We start from the raw sequence: 16271 nt of genomic DNA, 5'->3' as shown, positions 1-16271 counted from the left end.
CGCTGCCCTGGACCCGGCAGGGGCCACACGGCCCCTGCACCCCATTCTCGCTGCGCGGCAAAAAGTCCGCAGCCCCGCCAAGGCACCCGTCATCATTGCCAATGTGCCGGACCCATTTCAGACTGCGGCATGATCGACAAGCTCGAGTTCCTGATCGCCCTGGCACGCGAACAGCACTTTGGCCGGGCCGCCGAGATATGCGGGGTCACCCAGCCCACGCTGTCGGCCGGGCTGAAGCAGCTCGAGGAGACGCTCGGAACCTTGCTGGTGCAGCGCGGCGCCCGGTACCAGGGGCTGACGCCGGAAGGCGAGCGGGTGCTGCTCTGGGCCCGGCGCATCGTCGGCGACGTGCGGGCGATGCGGGAAGACGTCCGGACGTCACGCCACAGCCTGTCGGGAACGCTCCGCCTGGCCGCCATCCCGACCGCACTGGCCATGGTGCCGGCCCTGACCACTCCCTTCCGCAGCCGCCATCCGGAAGTACGGTTCACCGTCCTGGCCCGCTCCTCGGATGGCATCCTCGACCTGATCGAGAACCTGGTGGCGGATGCCGGCCTGACCTATCTCGACAACGAGCCGCTTGGACGCATGCGCGGAGTGCCACTGTACCGCGAGCGCTATCGCCTGCTGATCGCGGGTGGCAGCGCCTTCGGCGACCGTGCGCAGGTCACCTGGGCCGAGGTCAGCCAGGTTCCGCTGTGCCTGCTGACCCCGGATATGCAGAACCGGCGGATCATCGACCGCCTGCTGTCCCAGGCGGGGGAAATGGTGCCGCCGACGCTCGAATCGAACTCGATGATCGCGTTGTTCGCGCATGTGCGCACCGGCCAATGGGCGACGGTGCTGCCGGAGATCCTGGCGACCACGCTCGGCCTGACCGAGACGCTGCGGGCGATCCCGATCGTCGAACCGGAGGAAACCCACACGATCGGGTTGATCGTGCCAGACCGGGAACCACAGACGCCACTGCTGGCGGCGCTGTTGCTGACGGCGGACTCCCTGCGCCGGCAGTTGGAGCGCCACGGTCGATAGGATTGTTCTATCGCCGCATGTCGGGGATCGCTTGATCGGCCGCCCGGAACCATATGCTATGGGCGCCAATAACGATCGGGTGGGAACGTCATGGGCACATACCGGCCCTGGGACGGCCAGGCGGCACAGGCGCTGATCGCGGCGGAAGCAGGCCGTCCGGGTGCATTGCTGCCGATGCTGCATGCGCTTCAGCACGCATTTGGCCATATCCCGCAGGCAGCGATCCCCATGCTGGCAGAGGCGTTGAACCTGTCGCGCGCCGAAGTGCATGGGGTCGTCAGCTTCTACCACGAGTTTCGCCAGCATCCTCCGGGACGGCGCGTGGTGAAGCTGTGCCGGGCGGAAGCCTGCCAGTCCATGGGCGGCGAGGCGCTGGCAGATTCCCTGATGCGCCGGCTTGGCCTTGACTGGGGGGATACGACACCGGATGGGCGGCTGACGATCGAGCCGGTCTATTGCCTGGGGCTGTGCGCCTGCGCGCCGGCCGCCCTGGTGGATGGCGAGCCGGTGGGGCGGCTCGATGCGACCTCCCTGGAAACGGCGGCGCTCGGGCAGGGTGGCCCATGACACAGACACGCATTTTCGTGCCGCGGGACGCGGCGGCACTGGCCGTCGGCGCCGAGGGCGTGGCGCGGGCGATCCTGGCCGCAGCGGCGGCGGAGGGACGGGAGCTGCAACTCGTCCGTACCGGCTCACGGGGCATGATGTGGCTGGAACCCCTGGTGGAAGTCGAGACCCCGGTCGGGCGGATCGGGTATGGCCCGGTGGCCCCGGCTGACGTGCCGGGCCTGCTGCGGGCCGGGATGCTGGCCGGGGCGCCGCACCGCCTGCGCATCGGACGGCCCGAGGATCATCCGTTCCTGCGTGCGCAGACCCGGCTGACCTTCGCGCGCTGCGGGATCGTCGATCCGCTCGACCTTGACGGCTACCGGGGCCATGGCGGCCTGCGCGGACTGGAACGAGCCCTGGCCATCGGCCCGGCGGCCACGCTGGACGAGGTCACGCGTTCGGGCCTGCGCGGGCGGGGCGGGGCAGGGTTCCCGACCGGCGTGAAGTGGAAGACCGTGGCCGATGCCCCGGCCGAGCAGAAATTCGTCGTCTGCAATGCCGATGAGGGCGACAGCGGCACCTTCGCCGACCGGATGCTGATGGAGGGCGATCCGTTCGGCCTGATCGAGGGCATGGCGATCACCGGCTTCGCCGTGGGCGCGGCGCAGGGCTATATCTACAGCCGATCGGAATATCCGCAGGCGAACCAGGCGATGCAACGCGCGCTCGACCTGGCGCGGGCGCGGGGGCTGCTCGGGACGGACGTGCTCGGGTCCGGCTTCGTCTTCGACATCGAATTGCGGGTCGGTGCTGGCGCCTATGTGTGCGGCGAAGAGACGGCGCTGCTGGAGAGCATCGAAGGCAGGCGCGGCGTGGTGCGGGCGAAGCCGCCCTTGCCGGCACTGCGCGGCCTGTTCGGCTTGCCCACGGTGGTGAACAATTTGCTGTCCCTGGCCACGGTGCCGGTGATCCTGGCCGAAGGGGCGCAGACCTATGCCGATTTCGGCATGGGCCGCTCACGCGGGACGATGCCGGTGCAACTGGCCGGCAATGTCCGCCACGGTGGCCTGTTTGAAACCGCCTTCGGCATCACGCTCGGCGACTTGGTCATGGGCATTGGCGGGGGCACCGCGACCGGGCGGCGCGTGCGCGCGGTGCAGGCAGGCGGACCGCTCGGCGCCTATTTCCCGCCTTCGCTGTTCGACACGCCCTACGACTACGAGGCGTTCGCCGCCCGCGACGGGCTGATCGGCCATGGCGGGCTGGTGGTATTCGACGACAGCGTCGACATGGCGCGGCAGGCGCGTTTCGCCATGGAATTCTGCGCCCATGAATCCTGCGGCAAATGCACGCCCTGCCGCATCGGCGCGGTGCGCGGACGCGAGGTGATCGAGCGCATCATCGCCGGCGTCCGGCGCGAAGCGGAGGTGGCGCTGCTGGAGGATCTTTGCGCCACCATGCGCGCCGGCTCGCTCTGTGCGCTGGGCGGGTTCGTACCTTTTCCGGTGCTGAGCGCGCTGCGGCACTTCCCCGAGGATTTCGGCCTGCGGCGCAATGCCGCGGCATGACGGAGGACCGGCCATGGGCCTGATGCGCGACACCGATTACGGAACGCCGCCGGTCGCATCCGGGCGGCAGGTGCGGCTGGTCATCGACGGCAATGCAGTGGAGGTGCCGGAGGGCACCTCCATCATGCGTGCCGCCATGCAGGCGGGCATCAAGGTCCCGCGCCTGTGCACCACGGATTCGCTGCAGGCTTTCGGCTCGTGCCGGCTGTGCCTGGTGGAAATCGAAGGCCGCCCGGGAACGCCGGCCTCCTGCACCACGCCGGTGGCGGCCGGCATGCAGGTCTGGACACAAACGCCGAAGCTGCAGCGGCTGCGGCGCAACGTGATGGAACTCTACATCTCCGACCATCCGCTCGACTGCCTGACCTGCGCGGCCAATGGCGATTGCGAGCTGCAGGACATGGCGGGCGAGGTCGGGCTGCGCTCGGTGCGCTACGCCACGGGCGCAAACCACCTCTCGGCGAGCAAGGACGAAAGCAACCCGTATTTCGCCTTCGATCCGGCCAAATGCATCCTGTGCTCGCGCTGCGTGCGCGCCTGCGAGGAAACGCAGGGAACCTTCGCGCTGACCATCGCCGGCCGTGGCTTCGGCTCCCAGGTCGCCGCCGGCATGGGGGAGGCGCTGCTCGGCTCCGAATGCGTCTCCTGCGGTGCCTGCGTGCAGGCCTGCCCGACCGCGACGCTGATCGAGAAATCCGTGATCGAAACCGGACAGCCGGAACGTGCGGTCGTCACCACCTGCGCCTATTGCGGCGTCGGCTGCAGCTTCCGCGCCGAGCTGCGCGGGGCCGAACTGGTGCGCATGGTGCCGCATCGGGACGGCGCGGCCAATCGCGGCCATTCCTGCGTCAAGGGCCGCTTCGCCTGGGGCTATGCCACGCATCGCGACCGCATCCTGCGGCCGATGCTGCGGGCGCGCATCACCGATCCCTGGCGCGAGGTCAGCTGGGAGGAGGCGATTGCCCATGTCGTCACCGAATTCAGCCGCATCCGCGAGACGCATGGGCCGGGTTCGCTCGGCGGCATCACCTCCTCGCGCTGCACCAATGAAGAGACGTTCCTGGTGCAGAAGCTGGTCCGCACCGTCTTCGGCACCAACAATGTCGATACCTGCGCCCGCGTCTGCCACTCGCCGACCGGCTACGGTCTGAAGACCACCTTCGGCACCTCGGCGGGCACGCAGGATTTCGACAGCGTCGAACACTGCGACGTGGTGATGGTGATCGGCGCCAACCCGACCGACGGCCACCCGGTCTTCGCCTCCCGCCTGAAGCGGCGGCTGCGCCAGGGGGCGAAGCTGATCATCATCGATCCACGCCGCATCGATCTGGTGCGCACGCCGCATGTCGAGGCGGCCTATCATCTGGCCTTGCGCCCCGGCACCAATGTCGCGGTGCTGACTTCGATCGCGCATGTGATCGTCACCGAAGGGCTGGTCGACACCGCGTTCGTGCAGGCCCGCTGCGAGAGCGACGCCTTCGAGGACTGGGCCGCCTTCGTCGCCGAACCGCGCCACAGCCCGGAGGCCATCGAGCGCATCAGCGGCGTACCAGCCGGGGTGATCCGTGGCGCGGCGCGGCTGTACGCGACCGGCGGCAATGCCGCGATCTATTACGGCCTGGGCGTGACCGAGCACAGCCAGGGCAGCACCACGGTGATGGCGATCGCCAACCTGGCGATGGCGACCGGCAATATCGGCCGGCCCGGCGTTGGGGTGAATCCGCTGCGGGGACAGAACAACGTCCAGGGCTCCTGCGACATGGGCTCGTTTCCGCACGAGTTGTCGGGCTACCGCCATGTCGGCGACGATGCCACCCGCGCCCTCTTCGAAGCCGCCTGGGGCGTTCCGCTGGAGCGTGAGCCCGGCCTGCGCATCCCGAACATGCTGGATGCGGCGATCGCCGGCAGCTTCAAGGCGCTTTATGTCCAGGGCGAGGACATCGCGCAATCCGATCCGGACACGCAGCACGTGGCGGCCGGGCTGTCGGCAATGGAATGCGTCGTGGTACAGGACCTGTTCCTGAACGAGACGGCGAACTTCGCCCATGTCTTCCTGCCGGGATCGACCTTCCTGGAAAAGGACGGCACCTTCACCAACGCCGAACGGCGGATCAACCGGGTGCGGCGGGTGATGCCGCCACGCAACGGCATGGCCGACTGGGAGATCACCCAGGCCCTGGCACGCGGCTTCGGGCATGGCTGGAATTACGCGCATCCCTCCGAAATCATGGACGAGATCGCACGGCTCACCCCAGGCTTCGCCGGCGTCAGCTACGATCTGCTGGAGCAGCGGGGCTCGGTGCAGTGGCCCTGCAACACGACAGCACCGGAAGGTACCCCGGTCATGCATATCGATGGCTTCGCGCGCGGGCGCGGCCTGTTCGTGCTGACCGAGTACATCCCCACCGAGGAGCGAACCGGACCGCGCTTCCCGCTGCTGCTGACCACCGGTCGTATTCTGAGCCAGTACAATGTCGGGGCGCAGACCCGGCGCACCGCGAATGTCGTCTGGCACGAGGAAGATGTGCTGGAGATGCATCCCCATGATGCCGAGCACCGGGGATTGCGCGACGGCGACTGGGTACGGCTCGCCAGCCGTTCGGGGGAAACCACGCTGCGGCTGCGCGTCACCGATCGCGTGGTAATCGGCGTGGTCTACACCACGTTCCACCACCCCCTGACCCAGGCCAACGTGGTGACCACGGATTTTTCGGATTGGGCGACCAATTGTCCCGAATACAAGGTGACGGCGGTGCAGGTCTCGGGCTCGAACGGCCCGAGCGACTGGCAGGAAGCCTACCGGCGCCACAGCGAGGCCAGCCGGCGGGTCAGCACCGCGCCGGCCGCCGAATGATCCTCACTTTGCGATGACCCATAGCAGGTTGCCAGAAAGGAGACGGAGCATGGAACCCGACAAACTCGTCACGATGGCCAACCAGATCAGCCGCTTCTTCAGTGGCCAGAAGCGGATGGATGCCGTGCAGGGGACGGCGGACCACCTGCAGACATTCTGGGACCCACGCATGCGGACAGCGATCTGCGCGCACCTCGCGTCCGGCGGCGCGGGGCTGGATCCGGTTGCCAGGGACGCCGTTGCGCGCCTCGCCGCCACCGGCAGCGAGGCACGGCCGGTACTCTGACGAGGTCAGCAGATCCGCGGCAACTGGTCGCCGACCAGCAGGTCGACCAGGCGCTCGCCGCCCAGCCGGGTGCGCAGCACCACCTCACCGGCCGGTCCCTCGGCGATCCGGCCGATGGCGCGGGCCTCCACCCCGGCGGGATGCGCGCGCCAGGCCGCGAGCGCGGCCTCGGCCTCGTCGGACGGCACCACCGCGATGGCGGTGCCCTCGTTGGCGAGATAGAGCGGATCGAGGCCGAGGATCTCGCACAGCCCGGCAACTTCCGAACGCACCGGGATCTGGGCTTCCTCGATCGTCACCGCACGGCCGGCGGCTTCGGCGATCTCGTTCAGCACCGCGGCGACGCCGCCGCGCGTGGCATCGCGGGCGCAGCGCGTGCCGGGGGCGGCGGCGAGCAGGGCGGCCATCAGCCCGTTGAGGGGACGGCAGTCGCTGACCAGCGATGTTTCCAGCGCGAGATCGCCGCGCGCGGCCATCACCGCCGCGCCATGATCGCCGAGCGGGCCGTTGACCAGCACCACATCGCCCGGCCGCACATGCGCAGCCGCCAGGTCCCGCCCGGGCGGCAACACGCCCACCCCCGCCGTGGTGATGAACAGCCCATCGGCCGCGCCACGCTCCACCACCTTGGTGTCACCGGTGACGATCGCGACCCCGGCCTCTGCCGCCGCTGCCCGCATCGAGCCGATGATGCGCTGCAGCCGCTCGATCTCGAAGCCTTCCTCGATGACCACGGCACAGGACAGCCACAGCGGCGTCGCCCCGCCCACGGCGAGGTCGTTCACCGTGCCGCAGACCGCGAGCTTGCCGATATCCCCACCCGGAAATTCCAAAGGGCGCACCACGAAACCATCAGTGGTGAAGGCAAGCCGCGCGCCCGGCACGGCCAGTGCCCCCGCATCGAGCCGCGCCTGATCCTCCAACTGGCCCAGCGCGGGATTGTCGAAGGCCGGCAGGAACACCCCGGCCACCAGATCCCGCATCGCCCGCCCGCCGCCACCATGGGCGAGCGTCACCGTCCCGGTCAGGCGCCTTGTCATGCCGTCACCTCCGCCGCCGCACCACGTCGGCCGGCATATTGCCAGTAAGCCGCACAGGATCCCTCCGAGGAAACCATCAGCGCGCCGACCGGCGTCTCCGGCCGGCAGGCCGTGCCGAACAGGGGACAAGCAGGCGGCTTCATCGCCCCCTTCACCACGTCGCCGCACCGGCACCCGGCCAGTTCCGTGGCAGGGCGAGCGCGCGTGCCGCCATAGCCGATGCCGAATTTGCGTTCGGCATCGAAGCCGGCCCAGCGCTCGCGCATGCGCATGCCGGACCGGTCGATCTCGCCGAGCCCACGCCACTCGAAGCTCTCCCGTGGCTCGAACACCGCGTCGATGGCCGCGAGCGCCCGCGGGTTGCCGTCAGCCCGCACCACGCGGGCGTACTGGTTCTCCACCTCGGCACGCCCCTGGGCGAGTTGCTCAAGCACCATCGCCACCGATTGCAGCAGATCGACCGGCTCGAACCCCGAGACCACGACCGGGCGGCGGAATTCCTCGGCGATGAACTGGTAGGGCTGCAGGCCGATCACCATGCTGACATGGCCCGGGCCGATGAAGCCGTCGATGCGCATCTGCGGATCCTCGAGCAGTGCGCGCAACGGGGGGGGCACGGTGATGTGGTTGCAGAACAGCGAGAAATTGCCGATGTCCTCGCGCGCCGCCTGCAGCACCGTGGCAGCCGTCGCGGGCATGGTGGTCTCGAAGCCAAGCGCGAAGAACACCACCTCGCGATCTGGCATGCGCCGCGCGAGCGCCAACGCATCGAGCGGAGAGTAGACGATCCGCACGTCCGCCCCCTGTGCCTTGGCCGCCAGCAGAGAGCCCTGCGTGCCCGGCACCCGCACGGCATCGCCGAAGGTCGTCAGCACCACGCCGGGGCGGCGGGCGATCTCGATGCATTCGTCGACGCGCGCTTGTGGCAGCACGCAGACCGGGCATCCCGGGCCGTGCACGAACTCGATGCCATCGTGCACCAGGCGGTCGAGCCCATGGCGAAAGATCGTGTGCGTGTGCCCGCCGCAGATCTCCATGATGGTGACCGGCCTGGCACGGGTCGCGCCGATCGCGTCGGCAAGGCGGGCGATACGCGCGAGCTGCGCCCGCGCCTGCGCGGGGTCGCGGAATTCGTCGGCGAATTTCATGCGGAAGCCTTCATGGTCCTCACGGTGCCGGGGCGGCGCCGGCGGAGAATCCCTCCTCGGCAAGGCCCGTCGCGGCGAGCAGCTCGAGCGTGGCCTGTGCTTCGGCTTCGTCGAGGCGGGAGACCGCGAAGCCGACATGCACGAGGACCCAGACGCCAAGCAGGGCCGCGAGATCCTCCTCGGGCTCGGCGACGCAGAGCACGTTGACTTCACGCCGGACGCCCGCCACCTCGGCGAGTGCGAGCATCCGATCGGAATCGGTGATGGCGACGATCTGCGCGGGGACGCCCAGGCACATGGCGTGCCTCAGCCCATCGCCGCGAGACGCCGCGCCTCGAGCCAGGCGAGCCAGGCGTCCATGCCTTCGCCGGTGCGCGCCGAAAGTGCCAGCACCTCGACAGAAGGGTTCACCCGCCGTGCATTGGCCGTGAGCGCGGCGATGTCGGCGTCCACATAGGGTGCGAGGTCGACCTTGTTGACCAGCACGAGCCCGGCAGCGGCGAACATGTCGGGATACTTGATCGGCTTGTCGTCCCCCTCGGTGACGGAGATGACCGCCACCTTGGTCGCTTCGCCGAGATCGAAGGCCGCGGGGCAGACGAGGTTGCCGACATTCTCGATGAACAGCACGCCGCCGCGGACAAGGTCGAGATGATCGCAGGCATGGCCGACCATGTGCGCATCCAGATGGCAGCCCTTGCCGGTATTGATCTGCACCGCAGGGGCTCCGGCGGCACGGATGCGCTCGGCGTCGTTGCTGGTCTGCTGGTCGCCCTCGATCACCGCGGCCGGCACACGGCCGCCGAGGGCCTTGATGGTGCTCACGAGCAGCGTCGTCTTGCCCGAACCGGGGCTGGAGACGAAATTCAGCGCCAGCACCCCGGCCCTGGCGAAGCGCGCACGGTTCTGCCCGGCAAAGCGATCATTCTCGGCGAGGATGTCGCGCTCCAGCGAGATCGTGCGTGAAACGACACCGTCGTCACCGTGCGCATGCGCATCCGGTGATCCATCGTGATGATGGTGGTGGTGGTGGCCATGATCGTGGTCGTGGTGATGGCCATCATGTGCATGGGCCGTCACAGCCGACACTCCGGCACCACTGCATCCGCATGTCGTGCACATCAGGCAGTCTCCATTTTGACGATTTGCAGGCTATTGACACACGGTTGAGCCATGATGTGCCGGCCGGATGCCTGACCGACCCGGACAGGCCCCCTCCAATCAGGCAGGTCGAGGCTATTTCGACCCCGGCCAATCAGCAGGATCAAGGAGCAATTCGTAACTCGTTTCATTGTGCCCCAACTGCCCCCTGCATGAACAACCGCAATGATTTACCACTGCGGTCAACCAGCCTCCAATCCGGATCCGGTGTGGCCCGGCAAGGGAAGCAAATTAGCACTCTCTAAATAAGCTGGCATGCCAATATTGCGCATTCCGGATCACGCCTGCCGCGCTTCCTCTGTGCGTCGTGGCATCGCGGGGCGAGGTTGGAAGGACACTCAGAGCAGCAACTCGTAAGGGATGAAGCGCAAGGAATCACCGGGGGCCACGGCCGTGGCAGACTCGGGCAGGGCAACGAGCCCATCGGTCTCGGTCAACGACGTGAGGGCCGCGGATCCGTCACGCGAATGCTTGTAGGCGACGGGCACGGCATCCGGTCCGGTTTCAAGCCGCACCCCCATGAATTCCCGCCGTCCGGCTTTCTTCCGGTAGGAAAATCCCGCCACCACCGGGACCGTGGGCACCGCTGGCACGGCCATGCCGGCCAGCGCCGCCAGGAGCGGGCGGACGACATGAAGAAACGTGACGAAAGCCGCGACGGCATTGCCCGGCAGGCCGACCGCCGGCACGCCCCCCACAAGCGCCATCGCCACCGGCCGGCCCGGCTTGATTGCCAGACGCCAGAACACCAGTTGCCCGGATTCCTTCAGCACGGCACGGACGTGATCCTCGTCGCCGGCCGAAACCCCTCCGGAGGTCAGGATCACGTCATGCCCGGCGACCGCGTCCATGATGGCACGGCGCGTTGCCACGGCCTGGTCCGGCAGGATGCCGAGATCCGTCACCGTCGCCCCGGCCGCTTTCACCAAAGAGGCCAGCAGGGTGCGGTTCGAATCATAGCGCTGCGCCGGCCCGAGCGGCGAGCCCGGCTCGACGATCTCGTTGCCCGTTGAGAACAGCGCTACCCGTACCCGTCGGCGCACCGGCAGGTCACGCAAGCCGAGCGCCGCGGCCAGCGCGAGGTCCTGCGCCCGCAGGCGCCGGCCACGCGGCAACGCCAGTGCGCCGCAGGCCACGTCCTCGCCGGCGCGACGCAAATTCGCGCCGCGCCGCAGGCCGGCAGGCAGGGTGACGGTGCGGTCCTCGTTGACATGCACATCTTCCTGCATGAACACCGTGTCGGCGCCGGAGGGAATGGCCGCCCCGGTCAGAACACGGCATGCCGTGCCGGGCTGCAGGGGCCCGACCGCGGCGGCGCCGGCAGCCAATGTTCCCTCGATCGGCAGGCGCCCGGCATTGTCGAGATCGGCAATCCGCACCGCATAGCCATCCACCGCCGAATTATCGAACGGCGGCAGGTCGCATGGAGACAGCACGTCCTCGGCCAGCACGCGCCGGCAGGCATCGGCCAGCACGACCCTTTCGACACCCTCGACCGGAGCGACATTGCCCGTGATCAGGCGTTGCGCTTCCTCGACCGTCAATTGGCTGCCGGCATCGGCGAAGCAGTTCTCGGAAAGCTGGGTCATGACAGGATCATTCAGATGGAAGGATCATTCAGCGCGCTGGTTCGCTACCCCAGGCAATGGACTCCGCCGCCACCGCATGCGCACGCACGGCACTGGCGATGGACACGATATCATCAAGCCCGATCACCGGCACGGATGCAGCAGGAAACGGCATGTCGGAAGCAATGGCGACGATCCTGGGATCATCCGGATGCAAGGGCGGCTTGCCATTGGCAGCCCGAAACACCTCGATCTTCGGATGCGCCTCCCACTTGAAGCCCTCGACCAGCACAAGATCCACTTCCGCCATGCGCACCAGCAACTCCGGCAGGCGTGGCTCGGGGGCACCGCGCAGTTCGTGCATCAGGGCGAAGCGGACCGGGGAGACGACCATGACCTCGGTGGCACCGGCTTCGCGGTGCACCCAGGAATCCTTTCCAGGCTGATCCACATCGAAGTTGTGATGCGCACGCTTGATGGTGGAAACCCGCAGTCCCGCCGCCGTCAGGACCGGCAGCAGGTTGCGCAGCAGCGTGGTCTTGCCTGCCCCACTCCATCCGGCGAGTCCGATCACTTGCATTTTTGACTTGTCCTTCAATTGGCTCCTGGCCTGCGGGTCGATGCGGATGGGTCCGGGCAGCATAAACCGCAAACACAAGGCATGGGGAATGATTGTTGGAAACAATAGGCAGGACAATGGCTTCGCGACCGGCCCGGGGACGCCCGGATGAAACCTGGGCTGTTCCTATGCTGGTGCGGACAGGTCATGTTTGACCTGGATCAAGCACGCGGCATTCCGTGCCATCATGCCGATCGCCCCGGATGCCCCAGGCCGGGAGCAACCAGGTCAGCCGATGGCAGAGTGCAGGTCCGTGGCGGAAGCAAGGGCAACCTGGCGTCAGGCAAGAGAGGCGAGCATCGGGGCAAGAAGACGGGCCTCGGTGATGAGCGCCGCCGTGAGGGGGGGCATCGGGTCGCGCCTGGGATGTATCAGGCCGACCAGCGTGTTTGCCTCGGGAGCCACGATCGGGATCGTGACGAAGTCACCCGGCAATACCAACTCGTCGACCATGATCCGCGGCATGATGGTCGACATCCGGCCGGTTCGCAGATGCGAGACCAGCACCACCGCCGCATTGGATTCCAGCAATGGCTCGACCGTGACCCCGACCTCGTGGAAAATGCGGTCGAGGATGCGCCGGTTCTGCGTGTCCGCCGAGGGCAGGCACAAATCCAGCGTCGCCACTTCTTCCCAGGTCACGGTCGGACGATCCGCGAAGATCATGTTGCGCGAGGCCACCAGGCAATAGCGCTCGCGATAGAGCGGCACTTCCCCGTTGCGGCCAAGCGGCTCGTTGTCGAGATAGGTGATACCGGCATCGGCCTCGAGATTATCCAGCCGCGACAGGATTTCGGCCGAGGTATGGGCGGACACCGACACGCGTACGTTGGGATGACGCTGCCAGTACGCGGCGGTCAGCCGTGATATCACCGGCAGCGATGTCGGAATCGCGGCGATCCGCAGATGGCCGACCTGGCCTTGCTTCATCGTCTCGACTTCGGCTTCCATCGCCCGGAATTCGCCGACGATGCGCCGGGCCCATTCCAGCAGGCGTTCGCCTTCCGGCGTGAAGCCCATGAAGCGTGCACCGCGATCGACCAGGGTCAGACCGAGTTGTATCTCGAGTTGCTTGATCGCGGCCGAGAGATTGGGCTGGGACACGCCACAAAGCTGAGCTGCCCGGCCAAAATGTCTTTCGCGCTCGAGCGCCAGCAGGAATTGGAATTTTTCGTACATGTCCGGATTGGAATAGATGATTATCCAGCGGAGTTCGGGGTCGCCTCCGGGGGGTGCTTGATGCGGTTGTCCGGATCTGCGGTCGTGGCGTTTACCAGAGCTGGCGGAGGTGGTGCGGCAGGCCCGCTTGTCGCGGCATAGAAGTCATCGAGATCGAGGCTGTCGCCCTCTCCCCGCAGCGCTGCGAACATCTGCAGACGCGAGTGGGCGTCGGCCTCGTCGACCAGGGAAAGGGCAAAACCGGCATGGACCAGGGCGAAAGCCCCGACGAGTTGCTCGACCGGACGCTCGGGCGTCACCAGAAGGGCTGCGGAGACGGCTTCCTGACCATCTTCATCGTCGCGCACCGCAACCAGCAGGCGGGCCGCATCGAGAACGGCCACGATCTTGCGGGGCAGGGCGATGCACATAAATCAATCCTCCTTGGCAACTCACTATCACATTTCAGTCAGTCCGTGGGAATACCCCGACATATTGGAGCGATATCGCAATAAGATGGCGGCACATGTTCCCGTGCCACCCCACAGTGAAGCTCATTATTCGCAATATTTATCTGGATATAGCGCTTTTAGGTAAGCCTATGCTTCTTCTTACATATCCAGGGCACGAAAGAAGCGATCACTGACGGCACCAGCCACGTCGGCATCATGATGACCCGCCACGCCGGAGCCTTCCCGGCGAGAACTGCATCCTCATCGACAAAAGGAGATGTCGGGCCGACTCACAGGAGTCGGTCCCGGCGCACGCCGTTCAGCGCAAAGACGACATCCCGTGCGCCGATGCCGTCACCACCGCTGCAGACATTACCCCAGGGGTTTCCCTGGGATCGTCACATCACCGACCGGCACGGCATCGCCGGGCAACAGGTCACGGATACGCTGCGGCCCGGCATAGACATTCTGTCCGTCGGCCCGGGCCAGCGCGACAAGCGTGAGCCCGGCGGCCTCGGCCGCACGGACAGCCAGCGCCGTCGGCGCGGAAATGGCCACGATCGCCGGCATTCCCGCCATCAGCGCCTTCTGCACCATCTCATAGGAGCAGCGGCTGGTGATCAGGCAGAATCCGGCGGCGAGGTCGATGCCCTGTCGCAGCGCCGCCCCGATCAGCTTATCGAGCGCGTTGTGACGGCCAACATCTTCCCGGACCAGCAGAATCTCCCCCTCCACCGACACCCAGGCGGCGGCGTGCGTGGCCCGGGTGCGCCGGTTCAGCTCCTGCTGCGAGGACAACATGGCCAGCGCGTGTTGCAGGGCGGCCGGGGTGAAGCTACTGCCGGCCGGCGCCCGGGGCGTCATGCTGCAGGCGTCGGCGATCTCCTCCACGCCGCACAGGCCGCAGCTCGTATGGCCGCGCAGGCTGCGGGTACGCCGGCGGGAGAGAAAAGCGTGGAAGCGCTCAGGGGCGAGCAGGACATCCAGTTCGACCCCATCCGCCGTTTCACGGACATCGATGCCGCGAATCTCGGAGGCGGCCCGTACGATATCCTCGGTCAGCGAGAAGCCGACGGCGAAATCCTCGAGATCGGCCGGCGTGGCCATCATCACGGCATGCGGCACGCCGTTGTACAGAAGGCCGATCGGCGTTTCCTCGGCAACGATCGCCGTGCCCGGAGCCTGGCCGATACGCTGCGCACTGATCTCACGCCACACAGGGAACATGGTCATGCATTCCGTTCCGATTGATGATGCGCTGCGGTTTCCCGCTCCGGGGAAAGGCGCCTTCCCAAAAGCATGGTCCCGGCCACACTGGGACTGCAATCGTCGCCCCTCCACATCAGCCGCCCTCATTGTCCGGCACCGGGAACCGGTCATCGTGTTGCGGCAGACGGTGCACCTCGATGGCACAGGCGACGCAAGGATCGTAGAGCGCAGCGAGGCGCTCGATGGCGGGACGGGCCGCCGCGCCGACCCGCAGGCCACGGAGTGCGATGGAAAACGGTCCGTCGCCGGCGAAGTTCCATTCCGTTGGTGCCACGATCAGATACCGCAGCACCGCTCCGTCCGGGCCGAGCCGCACCAGATGATGCAGCCGGCCGCGCGGCGTCTCGACCGCACAGAACCCCGTACCTGGCCCGAGCCGGCCCGCGACGATCCACTCGGCCGGATCGAATGCCTCGGTTCCGGCAAGATATCGTGATGACGAAACGATTTCGGCCAGGCGCGCAGCGAGCCGGCTCGCCGATGACGTGACCAGAAGGCCGCGCCGTGCCGCCCGTGCCGCTGCCCCCACTTCCGGTCGCCGGCCCGGCAGGGACGGAACAGCCGCAAAGGCTTCACCCTGCGCGTCCAGGGCCGCCAGCACCTGCGCGTCATCGGCGGCAGTGAGCGGGTCAGGCCGCACCGGTGCGGCTCCATCCTCACCAGCCAATGCAAGCAGACGTGCCCCCCAGGATCCGGCCTGGGGCGTGGCCGAGATCCCCAGCGCCGTCAGCGCCTCGATCAGTGCATCGCACCGGATATCGGCTTCGCGCACGGCCGCCAACGCGCGGGACATGGCGATGGCCTCCATCGGGTTCACCGGAACGGCCGTATTCCAGCCCATGAAGGTCGCCTGCAGATGCGCCGTGATGCGTTCGGCCGCGAGTTGCCGCAGAACGAGGGCAGGATCGGGAACCGGGACCTCCGCCCCCGCCATGCCGAGCGCCTGTCGCGCGGCGATCGCCTGCGATGTGCCGCACAGCGCGAACAGGCGCCGCGCCAGGTCCGGGATGGTCGACGCCGGATGGCGCGCGAGCGCCGCGGCGAGATGGCGCGGCCGTTCGCTGCGGACATCGGCCAGGGTCACGATGTCGCCGGCAAGCGCCGCCGTGATGCGGACCACGCCGGCATCCAGTCGCTCGCGTCCAGTTCCGGCAGACGGCGCTGGGATGCCCTCGGATGCCATGCTCACCCGCCGGCCGCGTTCATGCCGCCGGCGACCACGGGCAGGGCGGACGGCGTCGGTGCGCCATCACGGCCGACCGATTTGCGCACGCCTGCTGCCTCGATCGCGGCAGCGATGTCATGATTGCTGTCATTGACGTATTGTGCGGCATGAAGATCCGCTGCGGCAATGCCGCCGAGGTGGAGCGCCAGGTGCCCGTTGCAGGTGATGCGGACCTGGCTGCCGACCTTCGCCGAAGCCATGCCCCGGCGGGTCGATGAAGGCACCTCGAATGGGAAAAACCTGATGGCCGGTCGGCCATGGCACGTCGCATCCCCGGCGCGGCAGGGATCCAAAGGTGCCGTGGCCGGCCGAAGGTCCCGGTCGGCCACGGTGCAGTCAGAC

16 protein-coding genes are annotated in these 16271 nt (G+C 67.7%); 5 read left to right on the top strand and 11 right to left on the bottom strand.

The window, feature by feature from the left end:
* Positions 1-129 precede the first annotated feature (129 nt).
* The 5 genes from NBY65_RS29860 to NBY65_RS29840 all read left to right on the top strand — a co-directional run bounded on the left by NBY65_RS29860 (position 130) and on the right by NBY65_RS29840 (position 6289).
* Positions 130-1032: a LysR family transcriptional regulator gene (locus NBY65_RS29860; RefSeq protein ID WP_250265913.1), complete on the top strand. Its 903-nt coding sequence runs from the start codon at positions 130-132 to the stop codon at positions 1030-1032.
* A 90-nt stretch (positions 1033-1122) separates the two neighbouring features.
* Complete coding sequence (locus NBY65_RS29855) at positions 1123-1599, top strand: formate dehydrogenase subunit gamma (RefSeq protein WP_250265911.1); 477 nt, start codon at positions 1123-1125, stop codon at positions 1597-1599.
* The gene (locus NBY65_RS29850; RefSeq protein WP_250265910.1) at positions 1596-3149 is read left to right on the top strand and encodes a formate dehydrogenase beta subunit; all 1554 of its coding nucleotides are present in this window, start codon (positions 1596-1598) and stop codon (positions 3147-3149) included. Before NBY65_RS29855 ends, NBY65_RS29850 begins: the two co-directional genes overlap by 4 nt.
* 13 nt (positions 3150-3162) lie before the next feature.
* Complete coding sequence (gene fdhF / locus NBY65_RS29845) at positions 3163-6003, top strand: formate dehydrogenase subunit alpha (protein WP_250265908.1); 2841 nt, start codon at positions 3163-3165, stop codon at positions 6001-6003.
* Between the two features lie 49 nt (positions 6004-6052).
* On the top strand, positions 6053-6289 hold the full coding sequence (locus tag NBY65_RS29840) for a formate dehydrogenase subunit delta (RefSeq protein WP_250265907.1): 237 nt from the start codon (positions 6053-6055) through the stop codon (positions 6287-6289).
* Between the two features lie 5 nt (positions 6290-6294).
* On the opposite strand, the gene hypE is transcribed toward NBY65_RS29840, so the two are convergent.
* From hypE to NBY65_RS29785, 11 genes are all read right to left on the bottom strand, one after another.
* A complete protein-coding gene (gene hypE, locus NBY65_RS29835) occupies positions 6295-7329 on the bottom strand; it encodes a hydrogenase expression/formation protein HypE (protein ID WP_250265906.1) in 1035 nt (344 codons plus the stop codon).
* A complete protein-coding gene (gene hypD, locus NBY65_RS29830) occupies positions 7326-8477 on the bottom strand; it encodes a hydrogenase formation protein HypD (RefSeq protein WP_250265904.1) in 1152 nt (383 codons plus the stop codon). The genes hypE and hypD overlap by 4 nt, the downstream gene beginning before the upstream one ends.
* A gap of 19 nt (positions 8478-8496) precedes the next feature.
* Positions 8497-8775, bottom strand: coding sequence for a HypC/HybG/HupF family hydrogenase formation chaperone (locus tag NBY65_RS29825; RefSeq protein WP_250265903.1), 279 nt, complete (start codon positions 8773-8775; stop codon positions 8497-8499).
* Between the two features lie 8 nt (positions 8776-8783).
* Positions 8784-9599 carry a hydrogenase nickel incorporation protein HypB gene (hypB, locus tag NBY65_RS29820; protein ID WP_250265901.1) on the bottom strand — a complete coding sequence of 272 codons (816 nt, stop codon included), beginning with the start codon at positions 9597-9599 and terminating at the stop codon, positions 8784-8786.
* Between the two features lie 377 nt (positions 9600-9976).
* Positions 9977-11227 (bottom strand): molybdopterin molybdotransferase MoeA, encoded by a 1251-nt coding sequence (locus NBY65_RS29815; RefSeq protein WP_250265900.1) that lies wholly within the window; start codon positions 11225-11227, stop codon positions 9977-9979.
* Positions 11228-11255: 28 nt separating this feature from the next.
* Positions 11256-11786: a molybdopterin-guanine dinucleotide biosynthesis protein B gene (gene mobB / locus NBY65_RS29810; protein ID WP_250265899.1), complete on the bottom strand. Its 531-nt coding sequence runs from the start codon at positions 11784-11786 to the stop codon at positions 11256-11258.
* Positions 11787-12104: 318 nt separating this feature from the next.
* Positions 12105-13004, bottom strand: a complete 900-nt coding sequence (locus tag NBY65_RS29805) for a LysR family transcriptional regulator (protein ID WP_250265898.1) — start codon at positions 13002-13004, stop codon at positions 12105-12107.
* Between the two features lie 20 nt (positions 13005-13024).
* Positions 13025-13414 carry a HypC/HybG/HupF family hydrogenase formation chaperone gene (locus tag NBY65_RS29800; RefSeq protein WP_250265897.1) on the bottom strand — a complete coding sequence of 130 codons (390 nt, stop codon included), beginning with the start codon at positions 13412-13414 and terminating at the stop codon, positions 13025-13027.
* A gap of 393 nt (positions 13415-13807) precedes the next feature.
* Positions 13808-14668, bottom strand: a complete 861-nt coding sequence (fdhD, locus tag NBY65_RS29795) for a formate dehydrogenase accessory sulfurtransferase FdhD (RefSeq protein ID WP_250265896.1) — start codon at positions 14666-14668, stop codon at positions 13808-13810.
* A gap of 109 nt (positions 14669-14777) precedes the next feature.
* The gene (locus NBY65_RS29790) at positions 14778-15824 is read right to left on the bottom strand and encodes a nickel-dependent hydrogenase large subunit (protein ID WP_250265895.1); all 1047 of its coding nucleotides are present in this window, start codon (positions 15822-15824) and stop codon (positions 14778-14780) included.
* A gap of 65 nt (positions 15825-15889) precedes the next feature.
* Entirely contained in the window at positions 15890-16258 is a 369-nt protein-coding gene (locus tag NBY65_RS29785; protein ID WP_250265893.1) for a hypothetical protein, read from the bottom strand.
* Positions 16259-16271 lie beyond the last annotated feature (13 nt).

This window comes from Rhodovastum atsumiense, assembly GCF_937425535.1.
GTDB classification, from domain to species: domain Bacteria; phylum Pseudomonadota; class Alphaproteobacteria; order Acetobacterales; family Acetobacteraceae; genus Rhodovastum; species Rhodovastum atsumiense.
The sequence above is the reverse complement of the archived record's forward strand: the minus strand, read 5'-3'. Positions and strand labels throughout refer to the sequence as shown.

Excerpts from the sequence above, each read along its gene's own strand:
- NBY65_RS29855 (WP_250265911.1), top strand. The coding sequence starts at position 1,123 with ATGGGCACATACCGGCCCTGGGACGGCCAGGCGGCACAGGCGCTGATC.
- NBY65_RS29800 (WP_250265897.1), bottom strand. The coding sequence starts at position 13,414 with ATGTGCATCGCCCTGCCCCGCAAGATCGTGGCCGTTCTCGATGCGGCC.
- NBY65_RS29805 (WP_250265898.1), bottom strand. The coding sequence starts at position 13,004 with ATGTACGAAAAATTCCAATTCCTGCTGGCGCTCGAGCGCGAAAGACAT.
- fdhF (WP_250265908.1), top strand. The coding sequence starts at position 3,163 with ATGGGCCTGATGCGCGACACCGATTACGGAACGCCGCCGGTCGCATCC.
- NBY65_RS29815 (WP_250265900.1), bottom strand. The coding sequence starts at position 11,227 with ATGACCCAGCTTTCCGAGAACTGCTTCGCCGATGCCGGCAGCCAATTG.
- fdhD (WP_250265896.1), bottom strand. The coding sequence starts at position 14,668 with ATGACCATGTTCCCTGTGTGGCGTGAGATCAGTGCGCAGCGTATCGGC.
- hypB (WP_250265901.1), bottom strand. The coding sequence starts at position 9,599 with ATGTGCACGACATGCGGATGCAGTGGTGCCGGAGTGTCGGCTGTGACG.
- NBY65_RS29850 (WP_250265910.1), top strand. The coding sequence starts at position 1,596 with ATGACACAGACACGCATTTTCGTGCCGCGGGACGCGGCGGCACTGGCC.
- NBY65_RS29840 (WP_250265907.1), top strand. The coding sequence starts at position 6,053 with ATGGAACCCGACAAACTCGTCACGATGGCCAACCAGATCAGCCGCTTC.
- mobB (WP_250265899.1), bottom strand. The coding sequence starts at position 11,786 with ATGCAAGTGATCGGACTCGCCGGATGGAGTGGGGCAGGCAAGACCACG.
- hypD (WP_250265904.1), bottom strand. The coding sequence starts at position 8,477 with ATGAAATTCGCCGACGAATTCCGCGACCCCGCGCAGGCGCGGGCGCAG.
- NBY65_RS29860 (WP_250265913.1), top strand. The coding sequence starts at position 130 with ATGATCGACAAGCTCGAGTTCCTGATCGCCCTGGCACGCGAACAGCAC.
- hypE (WP_250265906.1), bottom strand. The coding sequence starts at position 7,329 with ATGACAAGGCGCCTGACCGGGACGGTGACGCTCGCCCATGGTGGCGGC.
- NBY65_RS29825 (WP_250265903.1), bottom strand. The coding sequence starts at position 8,775 with ATGTGCCTGGGCGTCCCCGCGCAGATCGTCGCCATCACCGATTCCGAT.